The sequence below is a fragment of the Devosia insulae DS-56 genome (assembly GCF_000970465.2).
Taxonomy (GTDB): domain Bacteria; phylum Pseudomonadota; class Alphaproteobacteria; order Rhizobiales; family Devosiaceae; genus Devosia_A; species Devosia_A insulae.
This window is the reverse complement of record NZ_LAJE02000189.1, coordinates 18,551-41,468: the sequence shown is the minus strand read 5'-3', so window position 1 is coordinate 41,468 and position 22,918 is coordinate 18,551. Positions and strand designations below refer to the sequence as shown.

Genomic DNA, 22,918 nt, shown 5'->3' with positions numbered 1-22,918 from the left:
CTTGTCGCTACTGCAGCGCTTCGGCTTCGGCCTGCACGGTCGCGGCGACGGCTTCGGTTGGCAGCTTCTCGATAATCATGCGCTGGAACTGCTCAGCCGCGAGCTTGGTGAACTCGTTGTTCTGCGCTTCGAGCCCCTTGGGCATGCGGTCGACACCGGCAGCCGAAGCGGCGTTGGTGGCGTCGATCAACAGCTGCATGTGCGGCACCTTCTCGAACGAAGCCGGGCCGACTGCACCCGGACGCGGCGCCGGCGAGGCGCCGAGCTCGGAATAGAGCTCCTGGAACTTCTGGCTGGTGGCGAGCTGGATGAACTCCCAGGCCAGTTCCTTCTTTTCCTGCGGCGTCTCGGCCGCCAGCGTCAGCACATTGGAGGCCCCACCCAGCGGCGGCTGCATCGGCGAGGCCGCATATTTCAGGTGCGGCTGGATTGCCGGATCGGCCTTCTGCAGGAAGGCGTTGATCCACGGACCATTGAGGCGCATGGCGACCTTGCCTTCGATGAACAGCTGGTCGAGCTCGGCCCCACCCGGAGGCACCAGCCCCTCATCCACCAGCGTGCGCCAGCGGTTGATCCCCTCGATGGTCTCGGGGGTATTGATGGTGACCTTGCCTTCATTATTGGTCCAGCGGCCGCCGGCCGACAGCACGTAGATCAGCATGTCGTTGGTCCAGCCGGAATTGGCCGAGACCATGTGCACGCCGGTGCCGTAGACATCCTTGATGCCGTCGCCATCGCGATCGATGGTGGTGGCCCGGGCCGCGGCGAGGAACTCGTCCCAGGTCTTGGGCGGCTCGGCGATACCGGCTTCGGCGAGGATCTGCTCGTTATAGGCCATGATGTACCCGAAATAGAGCATCATGATGCACTGGGTCTTGCCGTCCCATTCGCAGACGCTCTGGCCGGCCCAGCCGTTGAGATCCATGCCCGATTTCTCGATCCAGGGACCGAGGTCCTCAAGCCAGCCGTTCTCGGCGAAGGTGACATATTCGAACGAGGTGAGATGCACGATGTCGGGCGCCGAGCCGGCGGCGAACTGGGTGATCATCGCGTCCGAATAGCCGTCACGCGGCATCAGCGTGAAATCGATCTTGACGTCCGGATGGGTCGTCTCGAACTCGTCGATGACGGCCTGCCACCAGTCGCCATAGCCCTTCTCGCCTTTCTGCCAGGACACGAAGTTCAGCCGCGTTTCGGCGGCGGCGAGCCCCGGCAGCGCGACGATGCCGGCCAAGAGCAGCGCGGCGAATGTTCTCGAAAGCTTCATCGTCAATATCCTCCCAAATGTGACGTGTTATTTGACCATCGTGGCCAGCGCCCGGGCCGATGGCTCGGCGCCGTGGCCGGGCTTGTCGGGCACCAGGTATTTGCCCTCCCGCACCTCGAGCGCCGTCTCGACATAGGGCGCGTTGCGCGCCATCACCGAGTGCTGGAATTCGTGCCCCCTGAGGTTCTGCAGCGTCGCGCTGACCTGCAGGCTGGCGGCGAGAAAAATGCCCGTGCCGATAGTGGCATGCGGGATGATCTGGCGGTGGTGCGCCTGGGCCAGGAGGCCCATGCGGTGGAACGCCGTGATCCCGGTGTGCCCCATCTCCGGCTGCACGATGGCCAGCGGCCCGGCTTCTAGGCGGGCGCGGAGATCAAAGACGTTGCGCCATTCCTCGCCCGCTGCGATCGGTACCGGCGAATGCTCGGCCGCCCGGCCGATGCCCTCGATATCCTCGGGTTTGCACACCGCTTCGAGGAACCAGGGATCGTAAGGCAGGCATTTATGCGCCAGCGCCACCGTCTCGACGTCGGTCAAGGTCCAGTGCAGATCGGCGGCGATCATCGGCTTGGGGCCGAGCGCCTCGCGCAGCACCCGGAACTCCTCGACCACGCCGCTCTCGGCATGCGGCGAGGCGAACTTGAACTGGGTGAAGCCGCGATCGAGCCAGCTGACGGCGAACTTTGCCCGGTCGGCCAGCGTCTCGCCCGGCAGGCCCGAGACATAGGCCGGCACCTCGGTGCGGCGCGCCCCGCCCAGCAGCTTGGCGATCGGGGCGTTGCGAAGCTTGCCGCAGATATCCCAGAGGGCGATGTCCACTGCCGCCAGCGCATCGTGGGTATAGCCGCTGTGCTGGCCGCGAACGCGCTGCAGGTCGTAAAGGTCTTCGTAGATCACCGCGACGTCGAAGGGGTCGCGGCCGATCAAGAAGGTCGACAGCAGGTCATCGATGATGGCCCGCACCGCGCCCGGGGCAACGATGCCATAGGTCTCGCCCCAGCCCACCGTGCCATCGACCGTCTCGATGCGGCAGAGCACCGTGCGGTCCTTGGTCGGATACACCGTCCGGTTCTCGGCGCGGACGAAGTAGCCGGCCTCGTTGGCCGATTCACCGTTCTTGGGGCCGCCCAGATAGGGCTCGTCCTGCCGGTCGATCTGGATGGTGAAACTCTCGACCGATTTGATGCGGCTCGTCATCATGCATCTCCCAGGGCAGGCAGTTTCGGCGCGGCGCCGACCGGCAGCAGGTCGGCGATCTCGGCGATCATCATGTCGATCTCGGTGAGGCCGTGGGCATCGAACTTGGGCAGCGGGGCCCGCACGCCGGAGCTGGTGAAGACGCCGCGGCGCATCAGCACTTCCTTGGTCAGCGACATCCGGTAGATCATCTGCACCAGCAGCAGCGGCAGCGAGCGGATATAGAGCTCACGCGCCCCGCCGAGGTCGCCGCGGCGATAGGCCTGGAACAGCGCGGCGTGGAGATCGGTGATCTCGGCCGCGGGCATCAGCGCCACCGCCCCCCGCTCGAGCTCGTCATAGACATAGCGCGCGCCGCCGCCGCCCATGACGCCCTCAAGCCGGTCGCCGACCGCCTCGAGCAAGGCGGTGATGCGGGGGCCCGAGGGAAGCGTTTCCTCTTTGACGTAACGAATGGCCGGCACGGCGCGAACCACCTCGGCGATGGCCGCGACCGGCAGGCCGCTGCCCACCGGCGCCGGTGCGTTCTGGAGGATAATGTCGATGCCGGCCTCGGCCGCGACGGCGCCGAAAAACGCAACCAGTGCCCCGGGATCAGCGCCGACCGATGCCGGGGCCATGACCATGGCGGCCGTCGCGCCAGCTGCTTTGCCGATGCGGCAGAAGGCGATGACTTCGGCGGGAGTTGCGGCGCTGGCCCCGACGATGAGCGGACGGCGGCCACCGAGGGTGCGGCCGACGATCCGCACCAGCGTCTCGCGCTCGGCGGCGCTCAGGTGGTCGAACTCGCTGGCAACGCCCGGAAACACCACGCCATCCGCACCCGCATCGAGGGCGAACTCGGTCACCCGCGCCATGCCGGCCTCATCGATCTGCCCCGACGCGTCGAACGGCGTCGGCAGGACCGGCAGCACTCCCTCAAGCATCCTCAACTCCTATGTTCCATATGTTGGAACTACTTTCTTTAATATGGAACTGATGCCACGGGCCGTGCTAGCGGTCAAGGGCGCGTGACGAAGTTGATGAGCGCGCCGACCAGCAGAACGGGGATCCGATGCAGATTTATGTGGAGTGGACATCAGCGAGTTTCGCCGCCGACCTGATCGACGCGGCCGGGGCGGTGGTGGCCGAGATCCGTCAGCCGTTCGGCGTCAACCAGGTGAAGGATGGCGCGTTCGAGGCCCGTTTCCTCGAGTTCGTTCCGGCCGACTGGCGTCGGCGCGCCACACGCGCCTATCTCTCGGGAATGATCACCGGACGGGGCGGCTGGCTCGAGACCAGCTTCGCGCCGGCCCCTGCAGGGTTGGCGGAAATCGCCGCGCAAGGGAAACGGCTTGTGGTCGACGGCCTGCCGTTGCTGTTCCTCTGCGGCGTCAGTGTCGACGATCCCCTCCCCGACGTGATGCGTGGCGAGGAACTCAAGGCCATCGCCGCAGCCGGAGGGCACCCGGCCGCCACCGTCATCCTGCCGGGCGCTCACACCAAATATGTCGCCGTCGAGGCCGGCCGCATCACGCGTCTCGCCACCTATATGGGCGGCGAGACCGCCGCGCTGCTGCGCCGCGACTCGCTGGTCAGCCGGTTGATTCCCGTGGGGGCGGCGATCACCGACGCCGGTTTCGAGCTGGGCCTCGCGACGGCCTGGAGCGGCGAGATTGCCGGCGGCCTGTTGCGCCGGCTGTTTTCCGCCCGCAGCCTCGTGCTGTTCGAGCGCCTGCCGCGCGCGGACATCGCCGGCTACATTGCCGGCCTCGTCACCGGCGCCGAAATCCTCGAAGCCGAGGCGGAATGGTCGCTGGGCTCGGTGCCGGTTCTGGTCCTCGGCGGCAGCCCCGATGCCGTCCGCTACACAAGGGCCCTCAGCCGGCGCGGCATCACCGCCGCGGCGGCGCGGATCGATATCGGCAGCACTATCGCTGCCCTTCCCGCACCTGCGCTCCTCCCGGCGTAAAGCGCAGCCTGTAACTGCGGCCGGCGCCCGGCGGCAGCCGCGAAACCCCTGGCAGGGTGGCGAACTGCCGGGGCTCGGTAATGGCGATCGGCATGTCGCTCCACGGCTCGAGACAGAGGAATGGCGCCACGCCCCGGCTCCACAGCGCGAACTGTGCGAAGCCGTCGAAATCGAGCGTCATATGCGTCGCTTCGGTGCCGAACCGCACCGAACGACTGACGACATCAGGCAGGCCATAGGCGGTCGAAAAGTCGATGTCGGATGGCACGGCGACGCGTCCGTCAAAGCTGTAGCGAGGGACAGGCGCACCGCCCAGCGGCTGAGTCGCTCCGGCTTCCACCGCGTCGAACTGCAGCCGATGCGCCTCGCGCCGCCCCGCCCCCGGCAGTGGCCAGTTGAAGCCGGGATGGGCCCCCAGCATGTAGGGCAGCTCGGCATTGGCATCCGGGTTGCGTACCCGCATCTCCTGCGTCAGCCCTCGCGCATCGAGCGCGAAATCCACGCTCAGCTCGAACGCATAGGGAAACGTGGCCAAAGTGTCCGGCGACGATGCCAACCGCAATCGACACGAATGTCCCGTGACCTCCAGCACCTCAAATGTGCTGCTCGGCGCAAAGCCGTGCGGTGGCAGATCCATCGGGGTATCACCGAGCATCACCAGGCCGCGCGGATAGTGTGACACCACCGGGAACAGCACCGGTGCGCTGCGACGCCACGCGTCCGACTGCGCCTGCCAGATGAACTCCCCAAGCCGGCGATGACTGAGGGATACGAGCTCCGCTCCGAGCGGCGAAATGCCGGCGGCAAGGTCATTGGCCCGCAGCTCGATCGATGCCACCTGAAATCTCCCTGCTTGCTCGCAGCCGCCACGGCGAGACCGTGATCCCCGGCTGAGGCAGGCGACATTTTCTGCTGATCGGAGGGGGTGGGCAAAGGTGTCAGCACTGCGGTTCACAACTTTGCCGGAGGATCGGCGCGCCCTGAGCGTTGCCGTTACCCACGGGATTGACATGATGACCGCGCGTGTTGAACATACTCGCATCTGAGAGGGAATAATCCCCCAGGATCGGCCGGAGACACGTAATGGGCCGCGGGTTTCAAACCCGAAGGCCCAGCCGGGGTACGCGGTAAAGCGTGAGCTACGTGCAGCATCGGTGGTCGGACCGCTACAAAACGGCCCTGCTTGCTGCAACCTTCTGAGAGACCCATCCCAGGTTCAACCGTGCGGTCCCGGTTGTCGGCAGGTCTCGTCAAACCTTCCTCATCGATCCGCACATGGCCCCGCCCGGGGCCTGGATTTGGTATCGGAAGGACTGGACTATGAACGAGCATGTGATGGCCGCGCCTGCCGTGACCGAGATGGAAGCCTATCTGTTCGATCTGAACGGATATCTGATCATCAAGAATGCCCTGACGCCGCAGCAGGTCGCCGCCTGCAACGCCACCTACGACGAGATCGAAGAAGCGGCGAAGTCGATCACAGGCCGCGGCTGGTGGGGCAACGTCAGCGTCAACAATTCGGGCAAACAGGAGGGGATCATCCTGCAGCAGCTCTATGAGGCGGGCCCGGTCTGGGAGGAGTTGCTTGACCACCCCTCGTGGTACGACAAGGCGATCCACTTCATCGGCACCGACGATCCGGAGAATTTCGACGGGCATCATGGCCCGGCGTTCATCGATGAGTGCTTCGGCACGATCCGCTCCACCGGCGGGGCGCAGCGGCTGCATTCGGGCGGTCATGTCGGCACTATCCGCACTCAGTTCCGCTACCACGCCGGCAAGTTCCACTGCGGGCAAGTCAACATTCTGATGGCGTTCAATGACATCGGGCCGGGCGATGGCGCCACCATGGTTATTCCCGGCTCGCACAAGTCGAATGTCCGGCATCCCCAAACCGTGGCGATCGAGAGACGCGCCGAGGAAAGCTCGGTCGACGGTGTCGTCGGCGCCATCGAGTGCCATCTCGAGAAGGGCGATGCACTGCTGTTCGTCGATGCCATCGCGCATGGCTCGGCGCGGCGCACCAATCCGGGCAACCGCCGCATCGCGGTCTATCGCTATGGCCCGAGCTGGGGGTCGTTCCGCCTGCCTTACCGGCCGAGCCCGGACCTGCTTGCCCGGCTGACGCCGCGCCGGCGCGGACTGGTCATGCCGCACACCACACCGGTGCTGCCGCCGGGCCGCACCGCCTGACAATAACGACCCGGCGTCGCGCTAACGCGACGCCTCTCCGGCCAACGTGCCGGAACGATATTGGGAAGAGGTACGTACCGCATTGTCGTTTGCCGCTGCCGATTTGTTGGGGAGGCTCCGAGCCGCCGAAGTCGCCGAGAGCATCGGCGTGGTCGGCGATGCTTCGGCTTCCGCGCCGCTCGAAGAGTGGCGCCGGTCCGGCGTGCGTTTTGCGGCCTCGTCGGCGGCGATGGAGCGGCAGTACTGGCGCGCCGTCCGCGAGCTATTCAGTTGCATCAAGCCGGCCGCCAGCGAGCGACCGATCCTGCATGAGGGCGGCATCTATCTGGGGTGCTGGATAGAGAGCACCGGCAGCATCAATGCCGAATTGCTGTCGCGTTTCCTGCCGTCGATCGCCGAAGCCACCTTCGCGTGCTTCGCCGAGCAACAGCGGGACGACGGGCTGTTCCCCTACAAGCTGACCGCCAGCGGGCCGGCTTTCGCGCAGATCCAGCTCGTTACCCCGTTCGCCCGCAGCGTCTGGACGCACTACGCCACGAACGGCCGGAACACGGACTTCCTCCGTCGCATGTATGCGGCGATGGTGCGCAACGACGCCTGGCTCGCGGCATGGCGCGATACGCGCGGCACCGGTGGGGTCGAAGCGTTCTGCACTTACGACACCGGCCACGACCTCAGCCCCCGCTTCTGGCACGTGCCGGACAGCCCGTTCGGCAACGATCCCAAGCGATACGATCCGGACAACCCGATCCTGCCCTTCGTCGCGCCCGATCTCACCGCCAATGTCGCCTGCCAGCGGGTCTACCTGGCGCGGATCGCTGAAGAATTGGGCGAGAACGGCGAGGGCTGGCGGGACAGAGCCGAGCAGAGCATCGAGGCGCTGTTTGCGCATTGCTTCGATCGCGACGACGGGATGTTCTACGATCTCGACCGCAACGGGCGACACGTTCGTGTGCAATCGGACGTGCTGCTGCGCGTCCTTGCCTGTGAGATCGGCGACGCTGCGTTGTTCGAGCAGGCGCTGCATCGTTACCTGCTCAACACGCGGAAATTCTTCGCCAAATTCCCATTCACCTCGATCGCGCTCGACGACCCACGGTTCACTCCGGCTTATGACTACAACAGCTGGGCCGGGCCGTCGAACATGCTCAGCCTGATCCGCGCGCCGCATGCGTTCGAACATCACGGACGATATGTCGAACTCACCTGGGCGATGCAGGCGACGCTGTCGGCGCTGTTCAAGGCGGAGCGCTTCGCGCAAACGCTGGACCCGTTCACCGGCCGCGTCGGCTTCACCGAGGCCTATTCGCCGGCAATCCTTTGCCTGATCGATTTCGTCGAGCGGCTGAGCGGGATCCTGCCTCGGCCGGACGGGACGCTGTGGTTCACGGGACTCACCCCGCAGCAGATCGAGCATCGCGATGTCAGCCACCATACGGCTTATGCGCGGACCATCGATGGCGTGCGCTTCGAGCTCGTCAACACTGCCGAAGCGAGTTCTGCGTTTCGAGACGGCGCGCTGCTGTTCGAAGCGCCGCGAGGGGTGCGGATCGTCACCGACCGCGCCGGAAACCTGCGCTCGCTCATCGGCATGAGCGTCAACACCATCGAGGGCAGCCTCAGGATCGGCGGAGTGGAGCTGCCGTTTCGTGTCGCGGCCAACGAGCAACTGGAGTTTTCGGGCGGGGAACTGGCGAGCGTACGCCAGCCCGGCCTGGTTGCGCCGACGTATTCAGACTGAACATCAACACGGGAGGACTACACATGACTTTCAGCCGCAGAACATTCCTCAAGGGCACCGCCGGCCTCGCCGGCAGCACCGCGCTCGCCTCGGCGATGGGCGGGGTCGCATTTGCCCAGGACAAGCGCATCCGCCATTTCTGGTGGGGTAACCCGGAACGCGACAAGCGCACCTTTGCCGTCATCGAGATCTTCAACGGCAAAAACCCCGGCATCGCCGTCGAAGGCGAGACCGTCGGCTTCAATGACTATTTCACCAAGCTCACTACCCAGATCGCCGGCGGCAACATGCCGGACGTGATCCAGAACGGCTACGGCAACATGCTCGAATATGTCGACAAGGGCACGCTGAAGCCGCTCGACGAGGCGGTCGCCGCCGGCAAGATCGACACCTCGAAGATCGACCCGAGCGGCATCGCCGCCGGCACCTTCCGCGGCAAGTTCTACGGGCTCACCATCGGCGCCAACTCGATGGCAACGCTCTACAACACTCGCCTGTTCGAGGAAGCCGGTATCGACACCGATCCGATCCTCTGGACCTACGACGACATCAAGACGATCGCCCTCAAGATTGGAGAAAAGGGTGGACCAAAGGGCACCGACGACCTCACTGCAGACTGGGGCGGCTTCGGCGTCTATTGCGGCCAGCGCGGCTTCCTCAACCAGTTCACGGAGGCCGGCGAACTCGCCTTCGGCGCCGACATTCTCGTCGACTACTGGAACCTGTGGAAGGATATGCGCGACGCCGGCGCCACGCCCTCGGCCGAGGACTCGGCGGCCATCGCCGGCATGGCCGACCTCGACAAGATGGGCATCGTCACCGGCAAGTCTGCCATCTCCTACGCCTGGTCGAACCAGATCGTCGGCACGCAGGCGCTGACGCAGGACAAGCTCGGCGCCGGAATGCGCCCGCATCTGAAGGACGGCAAGCCCGGCCAGTCGATCCAGCCGAGCCAGTTCATCTGCCTGAGCCGCGATTCGACCGACGACGATGCGGCGCTCGCCTACATGAACGCCTTCGTCAACGATCCGGATATGACGGCCGTGCTCGGGCTCGAACGCGGCATCCCGCAGCAGTCCGATGTCCGTGCCGCACTTGAGCCCAAGCTCAGCGAGATCGAGGCTGTCTCGGTGGCCTATTTCGACGCCATCCAGGCGCACGTTGCGCCGCTCGCGCCGCCGGCGCCGGCCGGCGTCCGCGAGCTCGAGGAAGCGTTCGAGCAGCGCAGCGCTGTCGCCGTGCTGCTGGGCCAGATGTCGATCGAAGACGCTGCCCAGCAGTGGTTGGACGAAGCTGCGGCGATCCTGCAGCGCGCGAAGTAAGCCCACTCCGGCCCGCCGAGCCTGACTTGGCGGGCCCGCTGCCTCGAGGAGTAGGAGCCGCATGAACAAGTTCATCCGCCGCAATCTCGCCGGCTACACATTCCTGTTGCCGTGGCTCATCGGCTTTTTCGCGCTCGCCGTCGGGCCAATCGTCTCGTCGCTCTACCTGAGCTTCACCGACTATGACGCCGTGGCCGCGCCCAGCTGGATCGGGCTCGAGAACTACGAGTTCATGGTCAAGGACCGACGCTTCTGGAAAGCGCTCTCGGTCACTTTCAGTTTCGTCGTCATCTCCGTGCCGGCCAAGCTCGTTTTCGCCCTCGCCGTGGCGATGATCCTCGACAGGGGCGTGCGCGCCATCGGTTGGTACCGGGCGCTGTTCTATCTGCCCTCGATCCTCGGTGGCTCGATCGCCGTCGCGGTGCTGTGGCGGCAACTGTTCGAGAATGACGGGCTCGTCAACACGCTGCTCGGCGTCGTCGGCGTCGATGGCCCCAACTGGCTCTCCGACCCGCGCTACTCGCTGACTACCCTTATCGTGCTGGCCGTCTGGCAGTTCGGCTCGCCCATGCTGATTTTCCTCGCCGGCCTCCGCGCCATCCCGCAGGAGCTTTACGAGGCGGCCGAGATCGACGCCGCGGGCAAGTTCAGGCGCTTCTTCGCCATCACCCTGCCGCTGCTCGCCCCGGTCATCTTCTTCAATCTGGTCCTCCAGATGATCGAGGCCTTCAAGAGTTTTTCGGGCGCCTTCGTCATCTCCGGCGGCAAGGGCGCCCCCCTCGACTCGCTGCTGTTCTTCACCGTCTACCTTTACAACGAGGCCTTCTCGTACTTCCGCATGGGCTACGCCTCTGCCCTCGCCTGGGTGCTCCTCCTGATCATTGCGGTCTTCACCGCCGTCGCCTTCTGGACCTCCAAATACTGGGTCCACTACGAGAACGAGCGGAGCTGAGCCATGGCCGATACCACCCTCGTCGGCGCTGCTCCAACACACCCCACAACCGCCCAGATCGCCGCCGCGATCCGCGAAGAGCGGGCCAGGCGCGGCAAGCGCGCGGCGCTCCTGAAGCACATTTTCCTGATCATCACCTCACTGGTGATGATCTATCCCCTGATCTGGATGCTGGCGTCCTCGCTGAAGCCGGACAACCAGATCTTCGGCAATCTCGGCCTCTGGCCATCGGAACTCCGCTGGGAAAACTACACCGCCGGCTGGAACGCCATGGCCGTGAGCTTCACCCGCTTCTTCCTCAACTCGACCTTCGTCACCGTGCTCAGCGTCATCGGCAACGTCATCTCGTGCTCGTTCGCCGCCTATGCGTTCGCGCGGCTCGAGTTCTCCGGCAAGAACATCTGGTTCGCACTCATGATGATGACGCTGATGATCCCCTACCACGTCGTCCTCATCCCCCAGTATATCCTGTTCCTCAAGGCCGGCTGGGTCGACTCTTACCTACCGCTGATCGTGCCGCGCTTCCTGGCCGGCGACGCCTTCTTCATTTTCCTCATGGTGCAGTTCTTCCGGCAGTTGCCGCGCGATCTCGACGAAGCGGCAATGATCGACGGCTGCAACCCGTTCAAGATCTACTGGGCCATCATCCTGCCGCTCTCGGTGCCGGCGATGGCGACGGCGGCGATCTTCTCCTTCATCTGGACCTGGGAGGATTTCCTCGGGCCACTGGTCTATTTGAACGACATGCGCGACTACACTGTGCCGCTCGCACTCCGCAGCTTCATCGCTCAGGATTCGGTCTCCGCCTATGGCCAGCTCTTTGCCATGTCGGTGCTCTCGATCGTGCCGATCGTCATCTTCTTCATCATCTTCCAGCGCCTGATCATCCGCGGCATTGCCATGTCCGGTCTGAAGTGACCGGCGGGCTCAGTAAGTAAGGAATACCCATGGCAGCGGTTACGCTGAGCGAAGTCCGAAAATCCTATGGCGGGCTCGAGGTGGTGCATGGCATCGATCTCGAGGTGAAGTCGGGCGAATTCCTCGTCCTCGTCGGCCCGTCGGGCTGCGGCAAGTCGACCTTGCTCCGGATGATCGCGGGGCTCGAGGAGATCACCGACGGCACGATCGCCATCGGCGAGCGGATCGTCAACGACGTGCCGGCCAGCCAGCGGAACCTCTCGATGGTGTTCCAGTCCTACGCGCTCTACCCGCATATGAGCGTCAGGAAGAACCTCGCCTTCGGTCTCACCAACTTGAGGATGCCACGCCCCGAGATCGAGCGGCGCGTCGCCGAGGCGGCAAAGATCCTGCAGATCGGCGAACTGCTGGAGCGGAAGCCCCGCCAGCTGTCGGGCGGCCAGAAACAGCGCGTCGCCATCGGCCGCGCCATCGTGCGCGAGCCGCAACTGTTCCTGTTCGACGAGCCGCTGTCGAACCTCGACGCGGAGCTGCGGGTTCAGATGCGCGTCGAGCTCGCCAACCTTTACAACCGGCTGGGCACGACAATGATCTACGTGACCCACGACCAGGTCGAGGCGATGACCATGGCGACACGCATAGCGGTGCTGTCGAAGGGGAACATCGAACAGGTGGGCACGCCCTACGAGCTGTACAACTTCCCGCGCAACCGGTTCGTTGCCACGTTCATCGGCTCGCCGAAAATGAACATTCTCGAGGCGAACGCCATGGGAGGCGCTGCGACCGTGGCGGATTTCGGCACCTTGCCGGTCGTCGTGCCGGATGGCCCGATCAGTGTTGGCATCCGGCCCGAGCAGGTCCTCATCGGACGAGACGGCGATCTGGTAGCCGAGGGCAAGGTGACGCTCGTTGAGTACCTGGGCAGCGAGATTTTCGTGCACTTGCGGCTGGCATCGGGTCGCGACATGCTGGCCAAGGCCGCAAACACTGCACAGCACAAGATCGGCGACGAGGTGTCCGTGGCCCTCAGACGCGAGAGCTTGCACACCTTCGACGCGAATGGATTGACGGCGCCCCGCGCCACTACCACAGCGTGACCGGCCGGACCAATCCGGAGGTCGGGTGCCCCGGCACCACAGCGTCAGCATTCGGAGAAGGATTGGCGCGCCCTAAGAGATTCGAACTCCTGACCCCCAGATTATCAATCTGGGAACCCCACCGACACATGCTGTGCCTTTTCAAGTGATTAGGTAACGTCGGTCCTAAGATCAAACCTTGGGGTATCCTTGGGGTGTCAAGTCTACTTCTCTCGCGCAGATAGTCCCCGCACGCGAAGCTGCCGTCGGCCGCGCCGACCAGACCAGCGCGGGTATGGTATTGGCGGTCAGTTGCAGGCTCCGCTCCCTGGCGGCGACAGCCTCTCCAGCGCGCTCCCGTGACCAACACCAAAGTGCAATAGCAGTTTCGACGTGGCCAGCGCAGCGTCCCGTTCACGTCATGATAGGTGCACCTGACGTGTGGTGGGATATTCAAAGCGGCACGAGTCACACCCTGTTGCGCCACATCGCGCGGGTGCTGCACCGAGGCCGCACGATTCCGGCAGGACTGACCTCCTCTGCACTTGGTGCGAACTGACGCGAGCAACGTGACATGGGCGCTGGGCAACCTCAGATTTCGTCGGCTCATCTGCCGCCAACTCCGCGGCAGACATGGGCGGCGCTTGCTGGGGTTGCATTCCTGATCTTCGGTTTGGTGGCTCTCATCCCCTTTGCGGGACTGCCACTGCCAATGGTCAGCGGGTACATCGTTGCGCTCGATGCGACGCTGTTTGTCACCGACCTCATAACCGCAGGTCTGCTCCTCGCGCATTTCTCGGTGACCCGCTCGAGGGCGCTCTTGGCGCTGGCGTGTGGCTACTTTTTCTCGGCTGCAGCGGTCGTTGCGCACGGGGTGACGTTTCCGGAGGCATTGTACCCGTTTGACGCGCCCGGCCAAAGCTTGCGCATCAATTTCAGAATCTACCTGTTGTGGCACCTCGGCATTGCCGTGGGCGCCTTCGCCTATGTCTGGCTCCGTGAAAGAGACCGCGACAGGGCCGGTCCGCATTCGCCTGCGAACATCCTTGCCGTTCTCATTGCCGCGGCAGCTTTGTTCCTCGCGGCGTGCGTCGTCTATCTTGTCTTGCTGCCCCCTCTCACCCCGGAAGAGGGGCAATGGCTGACGGCCGTTACGATGCTGATCTGCACTGCTGCACTCCTCGCGCTGTGGGTGCGTCGGCGCGCGGCAATCGACCAGTGGCTGATGGTTGTCGTCCTCGCCATGATCGTCGAGCTCGCCATCACTGCGCTGATTGGCTTCAGGCGAGGCGGCTCAGTCACCGTCGGTTTCTATGGCGGCCGGCTGTTTTCACTGGTCACGTCAACAGTTGTCCTGACCGCGCTGCTTGCAGAAACAGCCAGGCTTTACACCGGCGTCGCGCGAGGCGATTTGCTGGCGCTCATCGTCGGCACCTCTCGCGCAATCTCGAGTGAGATCGAGCTGCCCAAGCTGATTGAGCGGCTGATCAGGACCGTACTGGAGAATTCGGAAGCCGACCGCGCAGTTCTGGTACTGCCCACCAATGGCGGCTATCAAGCCGTCGCAGAGGCGTTGGTCGTTGGTGATCGGATCGACGTAACGATGCGCCAGCAGCCAATCTCGGCGAGTGCCCCGGAAAGCATCGTCCGCCAGGTTGTCCTGACCACTCAGCCCATTGTTCTGGATGATGCATCCGTGCCGGCGCCGGGCAATCCATTCTCCGTGGGTCATCAGCGGCCGCGCTCGGTCGCTTGCCTGCCGGTGTCGCATCAGGGCGTACTGAGCGGCGTGCTCTATCTCGAGCACTCAACGGCTCCCCGCATATTCACTGCCGAGCGAGTGCGGCTGCTTGGGGTGCTGGCTTCGCAGGCGGCGATCTCGCTGGAGAATGCGACCCTCTATTCCGATCTCAAACGCAGCGAGGCGTTCCTGGCCCAGGGTCAGCGGATAAGTCGTACCGGCGCCTTCGAATGGACGGCAGCAACCGGCGAGGTTTACTGGTCGGACGAACTCTACCGCATCATGGAGTACGACCCGTCGAATGGCGTTACCGCCGAGCATGGTTGGGAGCGGATGCACCCCGACGATCGCGAGCATGTGCAGCAGCATGTGGAAGCGGCGATGCGGAACGGCGTGGATTTCGAAAGTGAGCACCGCCTGCTGATGCCGGATGGGCGGGTGAAGTACGTTCAGAGCACTGGGCGGGCAATGGGCGTCCGCAACCTCGACTTCGTCGGCTCCGTCCGCGACATCACCGAGAGCATCCGGACGGAGACGAGCTTACGCCAGTCGCAGGCGGAGCTTGCACACGTGGCGCGGGTGGCGACGCTCAACGCCATGACCGCGTCCATTGCGCACGAGGTCAGCCAGCCGCTTACCGGGATCCTGACCAACGCCAACACCAGCGCGCGATTTCTTGCTGCGGATCCGCCAGATGTCGCCGGTGCCACCGAGACGGTTCGCCGGACCATTCGGGACGCAAGCCGTGCCGCCGATGTAATCAGGCACCTGCGCGAGCTGCTCTCCAACAAGACTCCCACCCGCGATCTGATCGATCTCAACGACGCGACACGCGAGGTCATCGCGCTTTCCTCCGTCGAACTTGGGCTGCGCCAGGCGCTGGTCCGGACCGAACTCGCCACGACGCTTCCCCTCGTGCTGGCCGATCGCGTTCAACTACAGCAGGTCATTCTGAACCTGCTGCTCAACGCGGGCGATGCAATGGTCGAGGTTCAGGATAGGCCCAGGAGGATGCTGGTCACGACAGGCCTCAACGACGATGGGTCCGTCCAGCTCGCCGTTCGCGACTGCGGCAAGGGCATCGAAGCCGCCGCCATCGAGAAGCTGTTCCAACCCTTTTATACGACGAAGGCGAACGGCATGGGCGTGGGCCTGTCAATCTGCCGCTCGATCATCGAAGGTCACCAGGGCCGTCTGTGGGTGGAACCTAACGATGGACCGGGCGTGACCTTCAGCTTCTGTATTCCCGGCAACCAACAGTCCAATGCCCAGGCAACGCCCTAGCGCCGAGGCGAAGGCAGACGTCGAAACCCCGTTGCCTCCGCCCACCGCCTCGACGCTCCATCAGCCAGTCAAAGCGGACAGCTTGCCAGGCGCAGGCGTCGTTGCCAGTCGGGGTCGTGGTAGACCGTGACGTAGCGCCCCTGAGCGTCGAGGTACGTCATGCGGAGGGACCTCGGCCAGTCGCTGGCCTTGCCGCCCGGATCAAGGGGAAAGTCGTCGAGCACGTCGATGGAAGCGAGGTCGTCGGATTGGGCGGCGCAGCCGACAGTTGAGGCGACTTCCGCGGCAGCCGGTTCGATCATCGCCAGGCACAGCGACAGTCCGGCAGTGACGTGGAAAAGCTGGTTGTGCATGGCGACGCTCCTACGCCACCAGCGTGTCGTCAGCGCCGCGCAGGCGTGGCGCCGAGAATTCGCTGCTCGCGGCGCGGCCGGCGGAAAGCACGCTTGCCCACCAGTAGAGCTCATCGAGCATCACGGTGGCGTTCTCTGTGATGTAGGGGATGGCATCGAGGTTCCGTCCATTCTGCAGGGCGTCGAAGAAGTCGGCCCCCTGGATGTGGACGCCGGTGCGCGTCGGGGCCATCTGCAGCTCGACGCAGTTCAGCCGCAGTTGCTCGACGGCGCGGGCGCCGCCGACACTGCCGTAACCGAGGAACGCCGCGGCTTTCCGATTCCACTCGGGGTAGGAGTAATCGAGGGCGTTCTTCAGCACGGCGGGGATGCCGCGATTGTATTCGGCGGTGACGAAGATGTAGCCGTCGAACTGCGCGACTTTGCGCTGCCAGCGCAGGGCGGTCTCGTTCCGCGCCGGCACCCAGGCATTGGACGCCGGCTCGTCGAAGAACGGCATCGGATAGTCCCGGAGGTCGATGAGCTCGAGTTCCATATCGCCCCGGGCCAGGGCCAGCTCGTAGATCCACCGCGCCGGTATTTCGCCGAACCGGGTGGCACGGGTCGAGCTGATGATGACGGCGATCCTGGGGTTGTCCATTTTGCTGATCCTCGATCGGTTGGCGCCGGCGAATTCCGCTGCGCTTTCACCGACTATGTGAGGACCGGGGGGACCTCAATTCCATCGCACCAAGGTGTCGTGGAGACCATCGTATCGGCAGCGCGACCGCTACAACGCCTGCGGCAGAGCCTTCAGGGCGACCAGCAGGTCACTGGTGGTGACGATCGCGTGGGCGAAGGTCGGACCGTTCAGTTCGTGTGCCGCGTGCATCATTTCCTTGCTGTAGGCGGCCGTGGCGTCGCGGACGAGGGTGACATGATAGCCGAGCTCCATGGCATAGCGGCCGGTCGACTCGACGCAGGTGTTGGCGAGCAGGCCGACAAAGATGACGTGGGTGATGCCGTGCTGGCGCAACTGCTGGTCGAGGTCGGTATTGGCAAAGCCGCTCTGCGACCAGTGCTCCTTGGCGACGATATCGCCCGGCTTTGGCACAAAGCTCGGGTGCCAGTCGCCGCCCCAGGTCCCACGCGCGAAGGAGTGGCGCTGCATGATGCCGACCTGCGTCGGATTGGGGTGCTGCCAGGTCTCGTAGTCGCCGGGCTCCCACCGGCGATGTGGCGCGAAGAAAACCTGGATCCCGACCGCCCGGACGGCGCGATCGATGGCGATCAGATTGGCGATGAGGCCAACTTCCTCGGCGATGGACTGGACGCGTGGCCAGACCTTGCCGCCTTCGGAGAGAAAGTCGTTGTAGGGGTCGATCAGCACGAGCGCCGTCGCGCCCCGCGAGTAGCTCGGAGGTGACATTTTCGGGATCCAGTCCTGTTGCAGATCAGTTGCGGAGCGCCGCACGCTCGAGGCTGGCGGCGAACAGCGGTGTCTCGGCCCGGTTGTGGGCGATCGACATCGGCTGACGCTGGGTCCGGAAGATCTCGAACGGGATGCCCTGCCGATCCAGCAGGGCCAGCAGGTGGTGGGTGGCGAGCGACCGCACGTGGTTGGTGAACTCGCACTTCTCTGCATCGATCGGCTTGACGCTGAGCTCCCAGATGACCTGGATCGTCGTGTGGCCGTTCGGGGTGAAGACGTCGGAGATCGAGTCGAGGATCAGGTGATCCGGCTCGGCGAGCTTTTCGACATAGTGCTGCACCATCAGGCTGCCGCCGATGGTTTCGACATTGATCGACATGCGCTTGCCGTCCGGAGCGGTGGTAAAGCCGGCGGCGATATGGGCCGGCGAGCAACCCTGATATTCGAGCTCGGGAAGCGCGAAGGCCCAGGTCGGTATATCGATCCTGGCAATTGGCGCGTTGATGATGGCGCTGAAACTTGAGTCGACGATTTCGTGGTCGTTCATTTCCAGTCTCCGTTTGGTGGGGGCGCCCAGATGGGAGCTAGTTTGCAGTGCTGACAGCCGAGGAAAGCTCGCTGCCGTCAGGACCCAAGGCGGTTACGACGCGCCCGAAGTTGAGCTCGAAGGTGCTGCGCTCGCCGTAGCCGACGGTCTGCAGCTTTGCCCGGCGCGCCACGGCGTCCGGCCGGCTCAGGCCGGAAAAGAACAGTCCATTACTGGTTTCGATTTCCTCGCCGGTCGGCACCCCGATGCGGCTGATCTGGGCCTTGATTTGGCCGAGGGCATCGCGGTCGAAGGAACTGAGGCGTGTCGCCAGCGCATCGACAAAACCGTCGAGTTCGGCGTCATCGATGGTTCGGTTGACGAGCCCGTACCGCTCAGCCACATCGGCATCGAAATCGTCGCCGCTGAGCGCAAACTCCAGAGCCCGCGACCGGCCGATGACCCGCGGCAACCATTCGAGCGCGCCGCCCCCGGGTGGCAGGCCGACGCCGATCTCGGGATTACCGAACACCGCCTTCTGGCGGCTGGCGAACCGGATGTCGCAGGCCAAGACGAACTCGGTGCCGACGCCACGCGTCCTGCCACGGATCTTGGCGATGCTGACGAACGGGCCGTGGCTGAGCCGCATGACGACGTCGATCCACGGCGTGAAGCCGGTCGGGCCCGGCACGGCGGACATTTCCGCCGACTTGCGCGTGTCGAAATGGGCGATGAAGAAATCCGGGTTCGCCGACTGGAAGACGATCACCTTCAACGATTTGTCGGCTTCCGCCTCACCCACCAGCCTCTGCAGTTCGTCGATCGTGGCGGGGTCCAGCAGGTTGATCGGCGGGTTGCTGAAGGTGACAACCCACACGCCCTTCGTTGTCCGATCGATCGAAAGCTGACGGTCGCTGGCCATGGCACTGCTCCTTGAGGAATTGTCGGGAGCAACATCAGCGATGGGCGGAGCAGCGATCCATAGCGCGAAAGTATCGCCGATACCAAGGGATGATGGAGCGACAGCCCGGCGGGGCGATCAGATGGGAGACATCAACCCTCGAGGAGACGAGCCATGCCGATCGTAACAGTCCAGCTGACGCGAGAAGGGACCGAGCCAGGCGTCGACCATGTCACCGCCGAACAGAAGGCGGCGATCTACCAGGGGATGAGCCAGGTGCTGCTCGACGTGCTCGACAAGCCGGTCGACTGGACCTGGGTGATCTTCGAGGAGGTTGAAATGGAGAACTGGGGATGGGGTGGCCTTCCCGTCGCGGAGTACCGCAAGCAGCTCGCTGCCAAGAGCCGCTGAGCGTTTGCGATGCCCGTGCTGTCGACGTCAGCTACGCTGACTTACCGAACCGTCACCATGGACGGGGTGCGCATCTTCTACCGGGAGGCCGGCTCGCCCGACTCACCGGCCCTGCTGATGCTGCACGGCTTTCCCTCTTCGTCGAAGATGTACGCCGAACTGATCCCGCTGCTGGCTGACCGCTACCACCTAATTGCCCCGGACTATCCGGGGTTCGGCCTGAGCGACGCTCCCCCGGCGGGGGATTTCGCCTACACTTTCGATCACCTGGCGCGCATCATCGCCAGCTTCACCCGGGCTATCGGGCTGCGGCGCTACTCGCTGCTGCAGCAGGACTATGGCGGCCCCATCGGCATGCGGCTGGCGCTCAGGCACCCCGAGCAGGTCGAGGCGATCATCGTGCAGAACGCCGTGGCCCACCTCGAAGGATTGGGACAGCTCTGGGAGGCCCGCAAGACCTTCTGGCGCGACCGCTCGGCACACGAGGCCGAGGTCATGTCGGCGTTCACATCGCTCGAGGTTGCTCGCCAGCGGCACGTGGGCAGCAGTCCAAATCCTCGGCGGTACAACCCGGAGAGCTGGACCGAGGAGTTTGCGATGCTGTCGCGCCCCGGCCAGGACCGCATCCAGTCGGACCTGTTCTACGACTATCAAAGCAATGTCGCGTCCTATCCGGACTGGCAGGCGTGGTTGCGGGAACGACAGCCGCCGATGCTGGTATTGTGGGGACGGTACGATCCGTCCTTCCAGGTGGATGGCGCGTCTGCCTATGCGCGCGACGTCCCGGGGGCCGAAATCCATATCCTCGATGCCGGCCATTTTGCGCTCGAGGAGCAGCTCGACGAGATCGCGGTATTGATCCGCGACTTTCTCGCCCGGCAGCTGGGTGCTGCAGCCGGCCGCTCTCTCGCAAAAGCGTCTGTGTGATCATGATATCCCCTTCCACCTCACTGCAGTTGCGGCCACTGCTGGTCCTCAACGTAACCGTTGGCACGCTGGTCGATGCCGGTGGGCCGCCCGGTGCGCGACGACGGATTGGCAGCATCGACGGCGGGACCTTTGGTGGTGACCGACTCAACGGCACGGTGGTGCCCGGTGGCGCCGACTGGCAGACGGTGCGCGGCGATGGCGCGGTGCTGCTCGATGCACGGGCGCTGCTGCATAGCGACGATGGCGCGACGATCGCGATCACCTACACCGGCATCCGCCATGGATCTGCGGACGTGATGGCGCGGCTGGGGCGTGGCGAAGAGGTCGATCCGGCGTCCTATTATTTCCGCATCGTGCCGAGATTCGACACGTCCGCTGCGCGCTATGAGTGGCTCAACCGGATCGTCGCCGTCGGCACCGGCGTGCGGCTGCCGCAAGGGCCGGTCTACTGGATCTCGGAAATCGTCTGAAAATGCGCCGACCGGCAAACCAGGCCGTCCGAGGGAGGGCGGAGACGTGGTTGCCGGTCGGTCTCAGTGAGGAGGACGGGAGGGAACGCCCTGCTCACGATGCTATGGCCCGAGGGGCAGCGCGACTACCAGGCCGTGGTGCCGCCCTCGATCGGGATGTTGGCGCCCGTGATGTAGGAAGCGCGGTCGGAGGCGAGGAAGGCGGCAACCTCGACGATCTCCTCGGGCCGGCCCCAGCGCTTCAGCAGGGTACGGCTGGCAATGGTTTCGCGAGTGACGGCGTCGAGGTCGGCCTCGCGCGTGACGATGGCGCCCGGGCTGATGGCAATGGCGCGGATGCCGTGCGGCGCGCCCTCGACGGCCAGCTGCCGGGTCATGCCGATGACGCCGGCATTGGCCGCGGCATGCGCCGACATTGGCGGCGCCGGGAAACCGATGATGCCGGCCATCGATGCGATGTTGAGGATCACCCCGCCGCCGCGAGCCACGAGGTGTGGCCAGGCGTACTTGGTGACGTAGTAGGTGTTGTCGAGCTCGCCGGCGATGGTGGCGTGCCAGTCTTCGATCGACATGTCCGGCACGGTGCCGAACCGCGCCAGGGCAGCGTTGTTGTAGACAATGTCGATGCCGCCATAGGCCTCGGCAGCATCTGCGACGAAGCGCTCGACCTGGGCGGGATCGGTGAGATTGACCGGCGCAAAGCCAGTCATGTCGCCACCGCCCCCGCGGACCTCGCGCACCGTAGCCTCATTCTGTTCGGCGTTCAGGTCGCAACCAATGACCTGCGCGCCCTCGCGGGTGAAGACGTGGGCGGCTACCCTGCCCTGCCCGCCGGCGGTGCCGGTGATCAAGGCGATCTTGCCAGTCAGCAGTCCCATTTTGCGTCTCCTTTATACGCGTGGCAGTGGGTGCCCGCGGAACGGCGAATCCGTCCCGCGGGGCTTCAGGTCAACGCAGCGACTTGAAGCTGGCGCGCAGTTCTTCGGTGAACACTTTGGGCTGCTCCCAGGCGGCGAAGTGGCCACCCTTCTTCAGGCGGTTGTAGTGAATCAGCTTGGGGTAGGCGCGCTCGGCCCAGCTCTGCGGCGGGGTGTAGATCTCGTCCGGGAAGGCGCTGACGGCAGTCGGCAACGGCACATGCTTGGGTGCGAAGAACGGCAGCTTGCTCTCCCAGTAGAGGCGAGCCGACGAGACCGCCGTATTGGTGAGCCAGTAGAGCGTCACGTTGTTCAGGATGTCGTCGCGGGTCAGGCCTTCGGCCTGGTCGTTGAACACGCGGGTGATCAACTCGTAGCTGCGCGCGTCGTGATCGAGCATCCAGGCGGCGAGGCCAACCGGCGAGTCCTCGATGCCGTAGAGGGTCTGCGGACGGTTGCCCATCTCCTGCGCATAGGCGAGCCCGTGCTTGTAGAAGGTATCGAGCTGGTCGAAAGCGTATTTCTCGTCGGCCGAGAGATCCTTGGGCGCCGGACCGCCTGCCGCCAGGACAGCAGCGATGTCATCGGGGATGGTGGCCGCCATGTTGGTATGGATGCCGAGCAGACCGGCTGGGGTGAGCAGCGCCAGCTGTTCGGTGACGGCATTGCCCCAGTCGCCGCCCTGCGCGACGTAGCGGTCGTAACCGAGGCGCCGCATCAGCACGACCCATGCCTTGGCGATCCGGATCGGATCCCAGCCGAGTTCAGTCGGCTTGCCGGAAAAGCCGTGACCCGGCAGCGAGGGGATGACGATGTCGAACGCGTCAGCTTCGGTGCCGCCGTTGGCGGTCGGGTTGGTCAGCGGCTCGATGATCTTCAGCTGCTCGACGATCGAGCCCGGCCAGCCATGCGTGACGATCACCGGCAGGGCGTTCTTGTGCTTGGAGCGGACGTGGATGAAGTGGATGTCGACGCCGTCGATCTTGGTGACGAACTGCGGCAGAGAGGTGAGGTAGCTCTCGAATTTCCGCCAGTCGTGGTGCTTTTCCCAGTACTCGGCGAGCGCCTTGACGGTAGCGAGTTGCACACCCTGGGTGGCATCGGGCACCAACTCCTCGCTTGGCCACCTGGTGGCCTTGATGCGGCGCTTCAGATCGGCCAGCGCCTCGTCGGAAGCGTGAAACTCGAACGGACGGATGGCGTCCTCGCCGCCCTGTGCTGCAGCAGCACTGGTGGCGACGGCAGGCAGCAATGCACTGGCAGCCCCAACGATCGCGGAAGCGACCATGAATTCGCGACGGCCCATCGGCGCACTCTGTACGGACATTTTCTTCTCCATTGGCACTCTGGCTGAAAC

At 64.7% G+C, this 22,918-nt stretch carries 22 protein-coding genes; 11 read left to right on the top strand and 11 right to left on the bottom strand.

Translation table 11 applies throughout. The annotated features are described in order from the left end of the window. Positions 1–7: 7 nt before the first annotated feature. Genes VW23_RS13485 through VW23_RS13475 form a run of 3 tightly spaced genes read right to left on the bottom strand, consistent with a single transcriptional unit; the run spans position 8 to position 3,390 of the window. Positions 8–1,267 (bottom strand): ABC transporter substrate-binding protein, encoded by a 1,260-nt coding sequence (locus tag VW23_RS13485; protein WP_069910078.1) that lies wholly within the window; start codon positions 1,265–1,267, stop codon positions 8–10. A gap of 27 nt (positions 1,268–1,294) precedes the next feature. Continuing rightward, positions 1,295–2,464: a mandelate racemase/muconate lactonizing enzyme family protein gene (locus tag VW23_RS13480; RefSeq protein ID WP_069910077.1), complete on the bottom strand. Its 1,170-nt coding sequence runs from the start codon at positions 2,462–2,464 to the stop codon at positions 1,295–1,297. Continuing rightward, positions 2,464–3,390 (bottom strand): dihydrodipicolinate synthase family protein, encoded by a 927-nt coding sequence (locus VW23_RS13475; RefSeq protein ID WP_069910076.1) that lies wholly within the window; start codon positions 3,388–3,390, stop codon positions 2,464–2,466. Before VW23_RS13475 ends, VW23_RS13480 begins: the two co-directional genes overlap by 1 nt. A 128-nt stretch (positions 3,391–3,518) precedes the next feature. Between VW23_RS13475 and VW23_RS13470 the strand changes: the two genes are divergently transcribed. After that, the gene (locus VW23_RS13470; RefSeq protein ID WP_069910075.1) at positions 3,519–4,415 is read left to right on the top strand and encodes a 2-dehydro-3-deoxygalactonokinase; all 897 of its coding nucleotides are present in this window, start codon (positions 3,519–3,521) and stop codon (positions 4,413–4,415) included. On the opposite strand, the gene VW23_RS13465 is transcribed toward VW23_RS13470, so the two are convergent. Next, entirely contained in the window at positions 4,375–5,253 is an 879-nt protein-coding gene (locus tag VW23_RS13465) for an aldose epimerase family protein (protein WP_069910074.1), read from the bottom strand. The genes VW23_RS13470 and VW23_RS13465 overlap by 41 nt on opposite strands. A 482-nt stretch (positions 5,254–5,735) precedes the next feature. Here VW23_RS13465 and VW23_RS13460 point away from each other — a divergent pair, with 482 nt between their 5' ends. The 7 genes from VW23_RS13460 (at position 5,736) to VW23_RS13425 (ending at position 15,642) form a co-directional block, all read left to right on the top strand. After that, complete coding sequence (locus tag VW23_RS13460; RefSeq protein WP_176730392.1) at positions 5,736–6,608, top strand: phytanoyl-CoA dioxygenase family protein; 873 nt, start codon at positions 5,736–5,738, stop codon at positions 6,606–6,608. 82 nt (positions 6,609–6,690) lie between these two features. Beyond that, a complete protein-coding gene (locus VW23_RS13455; protein WP_201788046.1) occupies positions 6,691–8,349 on the top strand; it encodes an MGH1-like glycoside hydrolase domain-containing protein in 1,659 nt (552 codons plus the stop codon). A 23-nt stretch (positions 8,350–8,372) separates the two neighbouring features. Beyond that, positions 8,373–9,671 carry an ABC transporter substrate-binding protein gene (locus VW23_RS13450; RefSeq protein ID WP_069910073.1) on the top strand — a complete coding sequence of 433 codons (1,299 nt, stop codon included), beginning with the start codon at positions 8,373–8,375 and terminating at the stop codon, positions 9,669–9,671. A 61-nt stretch (positions 9,672–9,732) separates the two neighbouring features. Continuing rightward, positions 9,733–10,623 (top strand): carbohydrate ABC transporter permease, encoded by an 891-nt coding sequence (locus VW23_RS13445; RefSeq protein ID WP_069910072.1) that lies wholly within the window; start codon positions 9,733–9,735, stop codon positions 10,621–10,623. Between the two features lie 3 nt (positions 10,624–10,626). Next, on the top strand, positions 10,627–11,541 hold the full coding sequence (locus VW23_RS13440; RefSeq protein WP_084646074.1) for a carbohydrate ABC transporter permease: 915 nt from the start codon (positions 10,627–10,629) through the stop codon (positions 11,539–11,541). A 29-nt stretch (positions 11,542–11,570) separates the two neighbouring features. Then, positions 11,571–12,638, top strand: a complete 1,068-nt coding sequence (locus tag VW23_RS13435) for an ABC transporter ATP-binding protein (protein ID WP_069910071.1) — start codon at positions 11,571–11,573, stop codon at positions 12,636–12,638. A gap of 691 nt (positions 12,639–13,329) precedes the next feature. Then, a complete protein-coding gene (locus tag VW23_RS13425; RefSeq protein ID WP_069910070.1) occupies positions 13,330–15,642 on the top strand; it encodes an ATP-binding protein in 2,313 nt (770 codons plus the stop codon). A gap of 68 nt (positions 15,643–15,710) precedes the next feature. Here the strand turns inward: VW23_RS13425 and VW23_RS13420 are convergent, their stop codons facing one another. From VW23_RS13420 to VW23_RS13400, 5 genes are all read right to left on the bottom strand, one after another. Next, a complete protein-coding gene (locus VW23_RS13420) occupies positions 15,711–15,995 on the bottom strand; it encodes a hypothetical protein (protein ID WP_069910069.1) in 285 nt (94 codons plus the stop codon). 10 nt (positions 15,996–16,005) lie between these two features. Then, the gene (locus tag VW23_RS13415) at positions 16,006–16,635 is read right to left on the bottom strand and encodes an NADPH-dependent FMN reductase (RefSeq protein ID WP_069910068.1); all 630 of its coding nucleotides are present in this window, start codon (positions 16,633–16,635) and stop codon (positions 16,006–16,008) included. 129 nt (positions 16,636–16,764) lie between these two features. Beyond that, entirely contained in the window at positions 16,765–17,403 is a 639-nt protein-coding gene (locus VW23_RS13410; protein WP_069910067.1) for a cysteine hydrolase family protein, read from the bottom strand. A gap of 25 nt (positions 17,404–17,428) precedes the next feature. Then, positions 17,429–17,953, bottom strand: a complete 525-nt coding sequence (locus VW23_RS13405; protein ID WP_069910066.1) for a hypothetical protein — start codon at positions 17,951–17,953, stop codon at positions 17,429–17,431. Between the two features lie 37 nt (positions 17,954–17,990). Beyond that, on the bottom strand, positions 17,991–18,854 hold the full coding sequence (locus VW23_RS13400) for an enoyl-CoA hydratase/isomerase family protein (RefSeq protein ID WP_069910065.1): 864 nt from the start codon (positions 18,852–18,854) through the stop codon (positions 17,991–17,993). Between the two features lie 153 nt (positions 18,855–19,007). Between VW23_RS13400 and VW23_RS13395 the strand changes: the two genes are divergently transcribed. The 3 genes from VW23_RS13395 to VW23_RS13385 are packed head-to-tail and all read left to right on the top strand — an operon-like array spanning position 19,008 to position 20,644. Then, a complete protein-coding gene (locus VW23_RS13395; protein WP_069910064.1) occupies positions 19,008–19,244 on the top strand; it encodes a tautomerase family protein in 237 nt (78 codons plus the stop codon). Positions 19,245–19,253: 9 nt separating this feature from the next. Beyond that, positions 19,254–20,171 carry an alpha/beta fold hydrolase gene (locus VW23_RS13390; RefSeq protein ID WP_069910063.1) on the top strand — a complete coding sequence of 306 codons (918 nt, stop codon included), beginning with the start codon at positions 19,254–19,256 and terminating at the stop codon, positions 20,169–20,171. A 2-nt stretch (positions 20,172–20,173) separates the two neighbouring features. Then, positions 20,174–20,644, top strand: coding sequence for a DUF3237 domain-containing protein (locus VW23_RS13385; protein ID WP_069910089.1), 471 nt, complete (start codon positions 20,174–20,176; stop codon positions 20,642–20,644). A 125-nt stretch (positions 20,645–20,769) separates the two neighbouring features. Here the strand turns inward: VW23_RS13385 and VW23_RS13380 are convergent, their stop codons facing one another. Together VW23_RS13380 and VW23_RS13375 are read right to left on the bottom strand one after the other, a co-directional pair. Next, complete coding sequence (locus VW23_RS13380; RefSeq protein WP_069910062.1) at positions 20,770–21,522, bottom strand: SDR family NAD(P)-dependent oxidoreductase; 753 nt, start codon at positions 21,520–21,522, stop codon at positions 20,770–20,772. A 70-nt stretch (positions 21,523–21,592) separates the two neighbouring features. Beyond that, a complete protein-coding gene (locus VW23_RS13375) occupies positions 21,593–22,888 on the bottom strand; it encodes an epoxide hydrolase family protein (RefSeq protein ID WP_069910061.1) in 1,296 nt (431 codons plus the stop codon). Positions 22,889–22,918: the final 30 nt, after the last annotated feature.

What these genes read in the sequence shown, in the direction of transcription:
- VW23_RS13475 (WP_069910076.1), bottom strand. Translation starts at nt 3,390, where the DNA reads ATGCTTGAGGGAGTGCTGCCGGTCCTGCCGACGCCGTTCGACGCGTCG.
- VW23_RS13450 (WP_069910073.1), top strand. Translation starts at nt 8,373, where the DNA reads ATGACTTTCAGCCGCAGAACATTCCTCAAGGGCACCGCCGGCCTCGCC.
- VW23_RS13380 (WP_069910062.1), bottom strand. Translation starts at nt 21,522, where the DNA reads ATGGGACTGCTGACTGGCAAGATCGCCTTGATCACCGGCACCGCCGGC.
- VW23_RS13425 (WP_069910070.1), top strand. Translation starts at nt 13,330, where the DNA reads ATGGTCAGCGGGTACATCGTTGCGCTCGATGCGACGCTGTTTGTCACC.
- VW23_RS13410 (WP_069910067.1), bottom strand. Translation starts at nt 17,403, where the DNA reads ATGTCACCTCCGAGCTACTCGCGGGGCGCGACGGCGCTCGTGCTGATC.
- VW23_RS13440 (WP_084646074.1), top strand. Translation starts at nt 10,627, where the DNA reads ATGGCCGATACCACCCTCGTCGGCGCTGCTCCAACACACCCCACAACC.
- VW23_RS13420 (WP_069910069.1), bottom strand. Translation starts at nt 15,995, where the DNA reads ATGCACAACCAGCTTTTCCACGTCACTGCCGGACTGTCGCTGTGCCTG.
- VW23_RS13390 (WP_069910063.1), top strand. Translation starts at nt 19,254, where the DNA reads ATGCCCGTGCTGTCGACGTCAGCTACGCTGACTTACCGAACCGTCACC.
- VW23_RS13395 (WP_069910064.1), top strand. Translation starts at nt 19,008, where the DNA reads ATGCCGATCGTAACAGTCCAGCTGACGCGAGAAGGGACCGAGCCAGGC.
- VW23_RS13460 (WP_176730392.1), top strand. Translation starts at nt 5,736, where the DNA reads ATGAACGAGCATGTGATGGCCGCGCCTGCCGTGACCGAGATGGAAGCC.
- VW23_RS13375 (WP_069910061.1), bottom strand. Translation starts at nt 22,888, where the DNA reads ATGTCCGTACAGAGTGCGCCGATGGGCCGTCGCGAATTCATGGTCGCT.
- VW23_RS13400 (WP_069910065.1), bottom strand. Translation starts at nt 18,854, where the DNA reads ATGGCCAGCGACCGTCAGCTTTCGATCGATCGGACAACGAAGGGCGTG.
- VW23_RS13485 (WP_069910078.1), bottom strand. Translation starts at nt 1,267, where the DNA reads ATGAAGCTTTCGAGAACATTCGCCGCGCTGCTCTTGGCCGGCATCGTC.
- VW23_RS13445 (WP_069910072.1), top strand. Translation starts at nt 9,733, where the DNA reads ATGAACAAGTTCATCCGCCGCAATCTCGCCGGCTACACATTCCTGTTG.
- VW23_RS13435 (WP_069910071.1), top strand. Translation starts at nt 11,571, where the DNA reads ATGGCAGCGGTTACGCTGAGCGAAGTCCGAAAATCCTATGGCGGGCTC.
- VW23_RS13470 (WP_069910075.1), top strand. Translation starts at nt 3,519, where the DNA reads ATGCAGATTTATGTGGAGTGGACATCAGCGAGTTTCGCCGCCGACCTG.
- VW23_RS13480 (WP_069910077.1), bottom strand. Translation starts at nt 2,464, where the DNA reads ATGACGAGCCGCATCAAATCGGTCGAGAGTTTCACCATCCAGATCGAC.
- VW23_RS13385 (WP_069910089.1), top strand. Translation starts at nt 20,174, where the DNA reads ATGATATCCCCTTCCACCTCACTGCAGTTGCGGCCACTGCTGGTCCTC.
- VW23_RS13415 (WP_069910068.1), bottom strand. Translation starts at nt 16,635, where the DNA reads ATGGACAACCCCAGGATCGCCGTCATCATCAGCTCGACCCGTGCCACC.
- VW23_RS13405 (WP_069910066.1), bottom strand. Translation starts at nt 17,953, where the DNA reads ATGAACGACCACGAAATCGTCGACTCAAGTTTCAGCGCCATCATCAAC.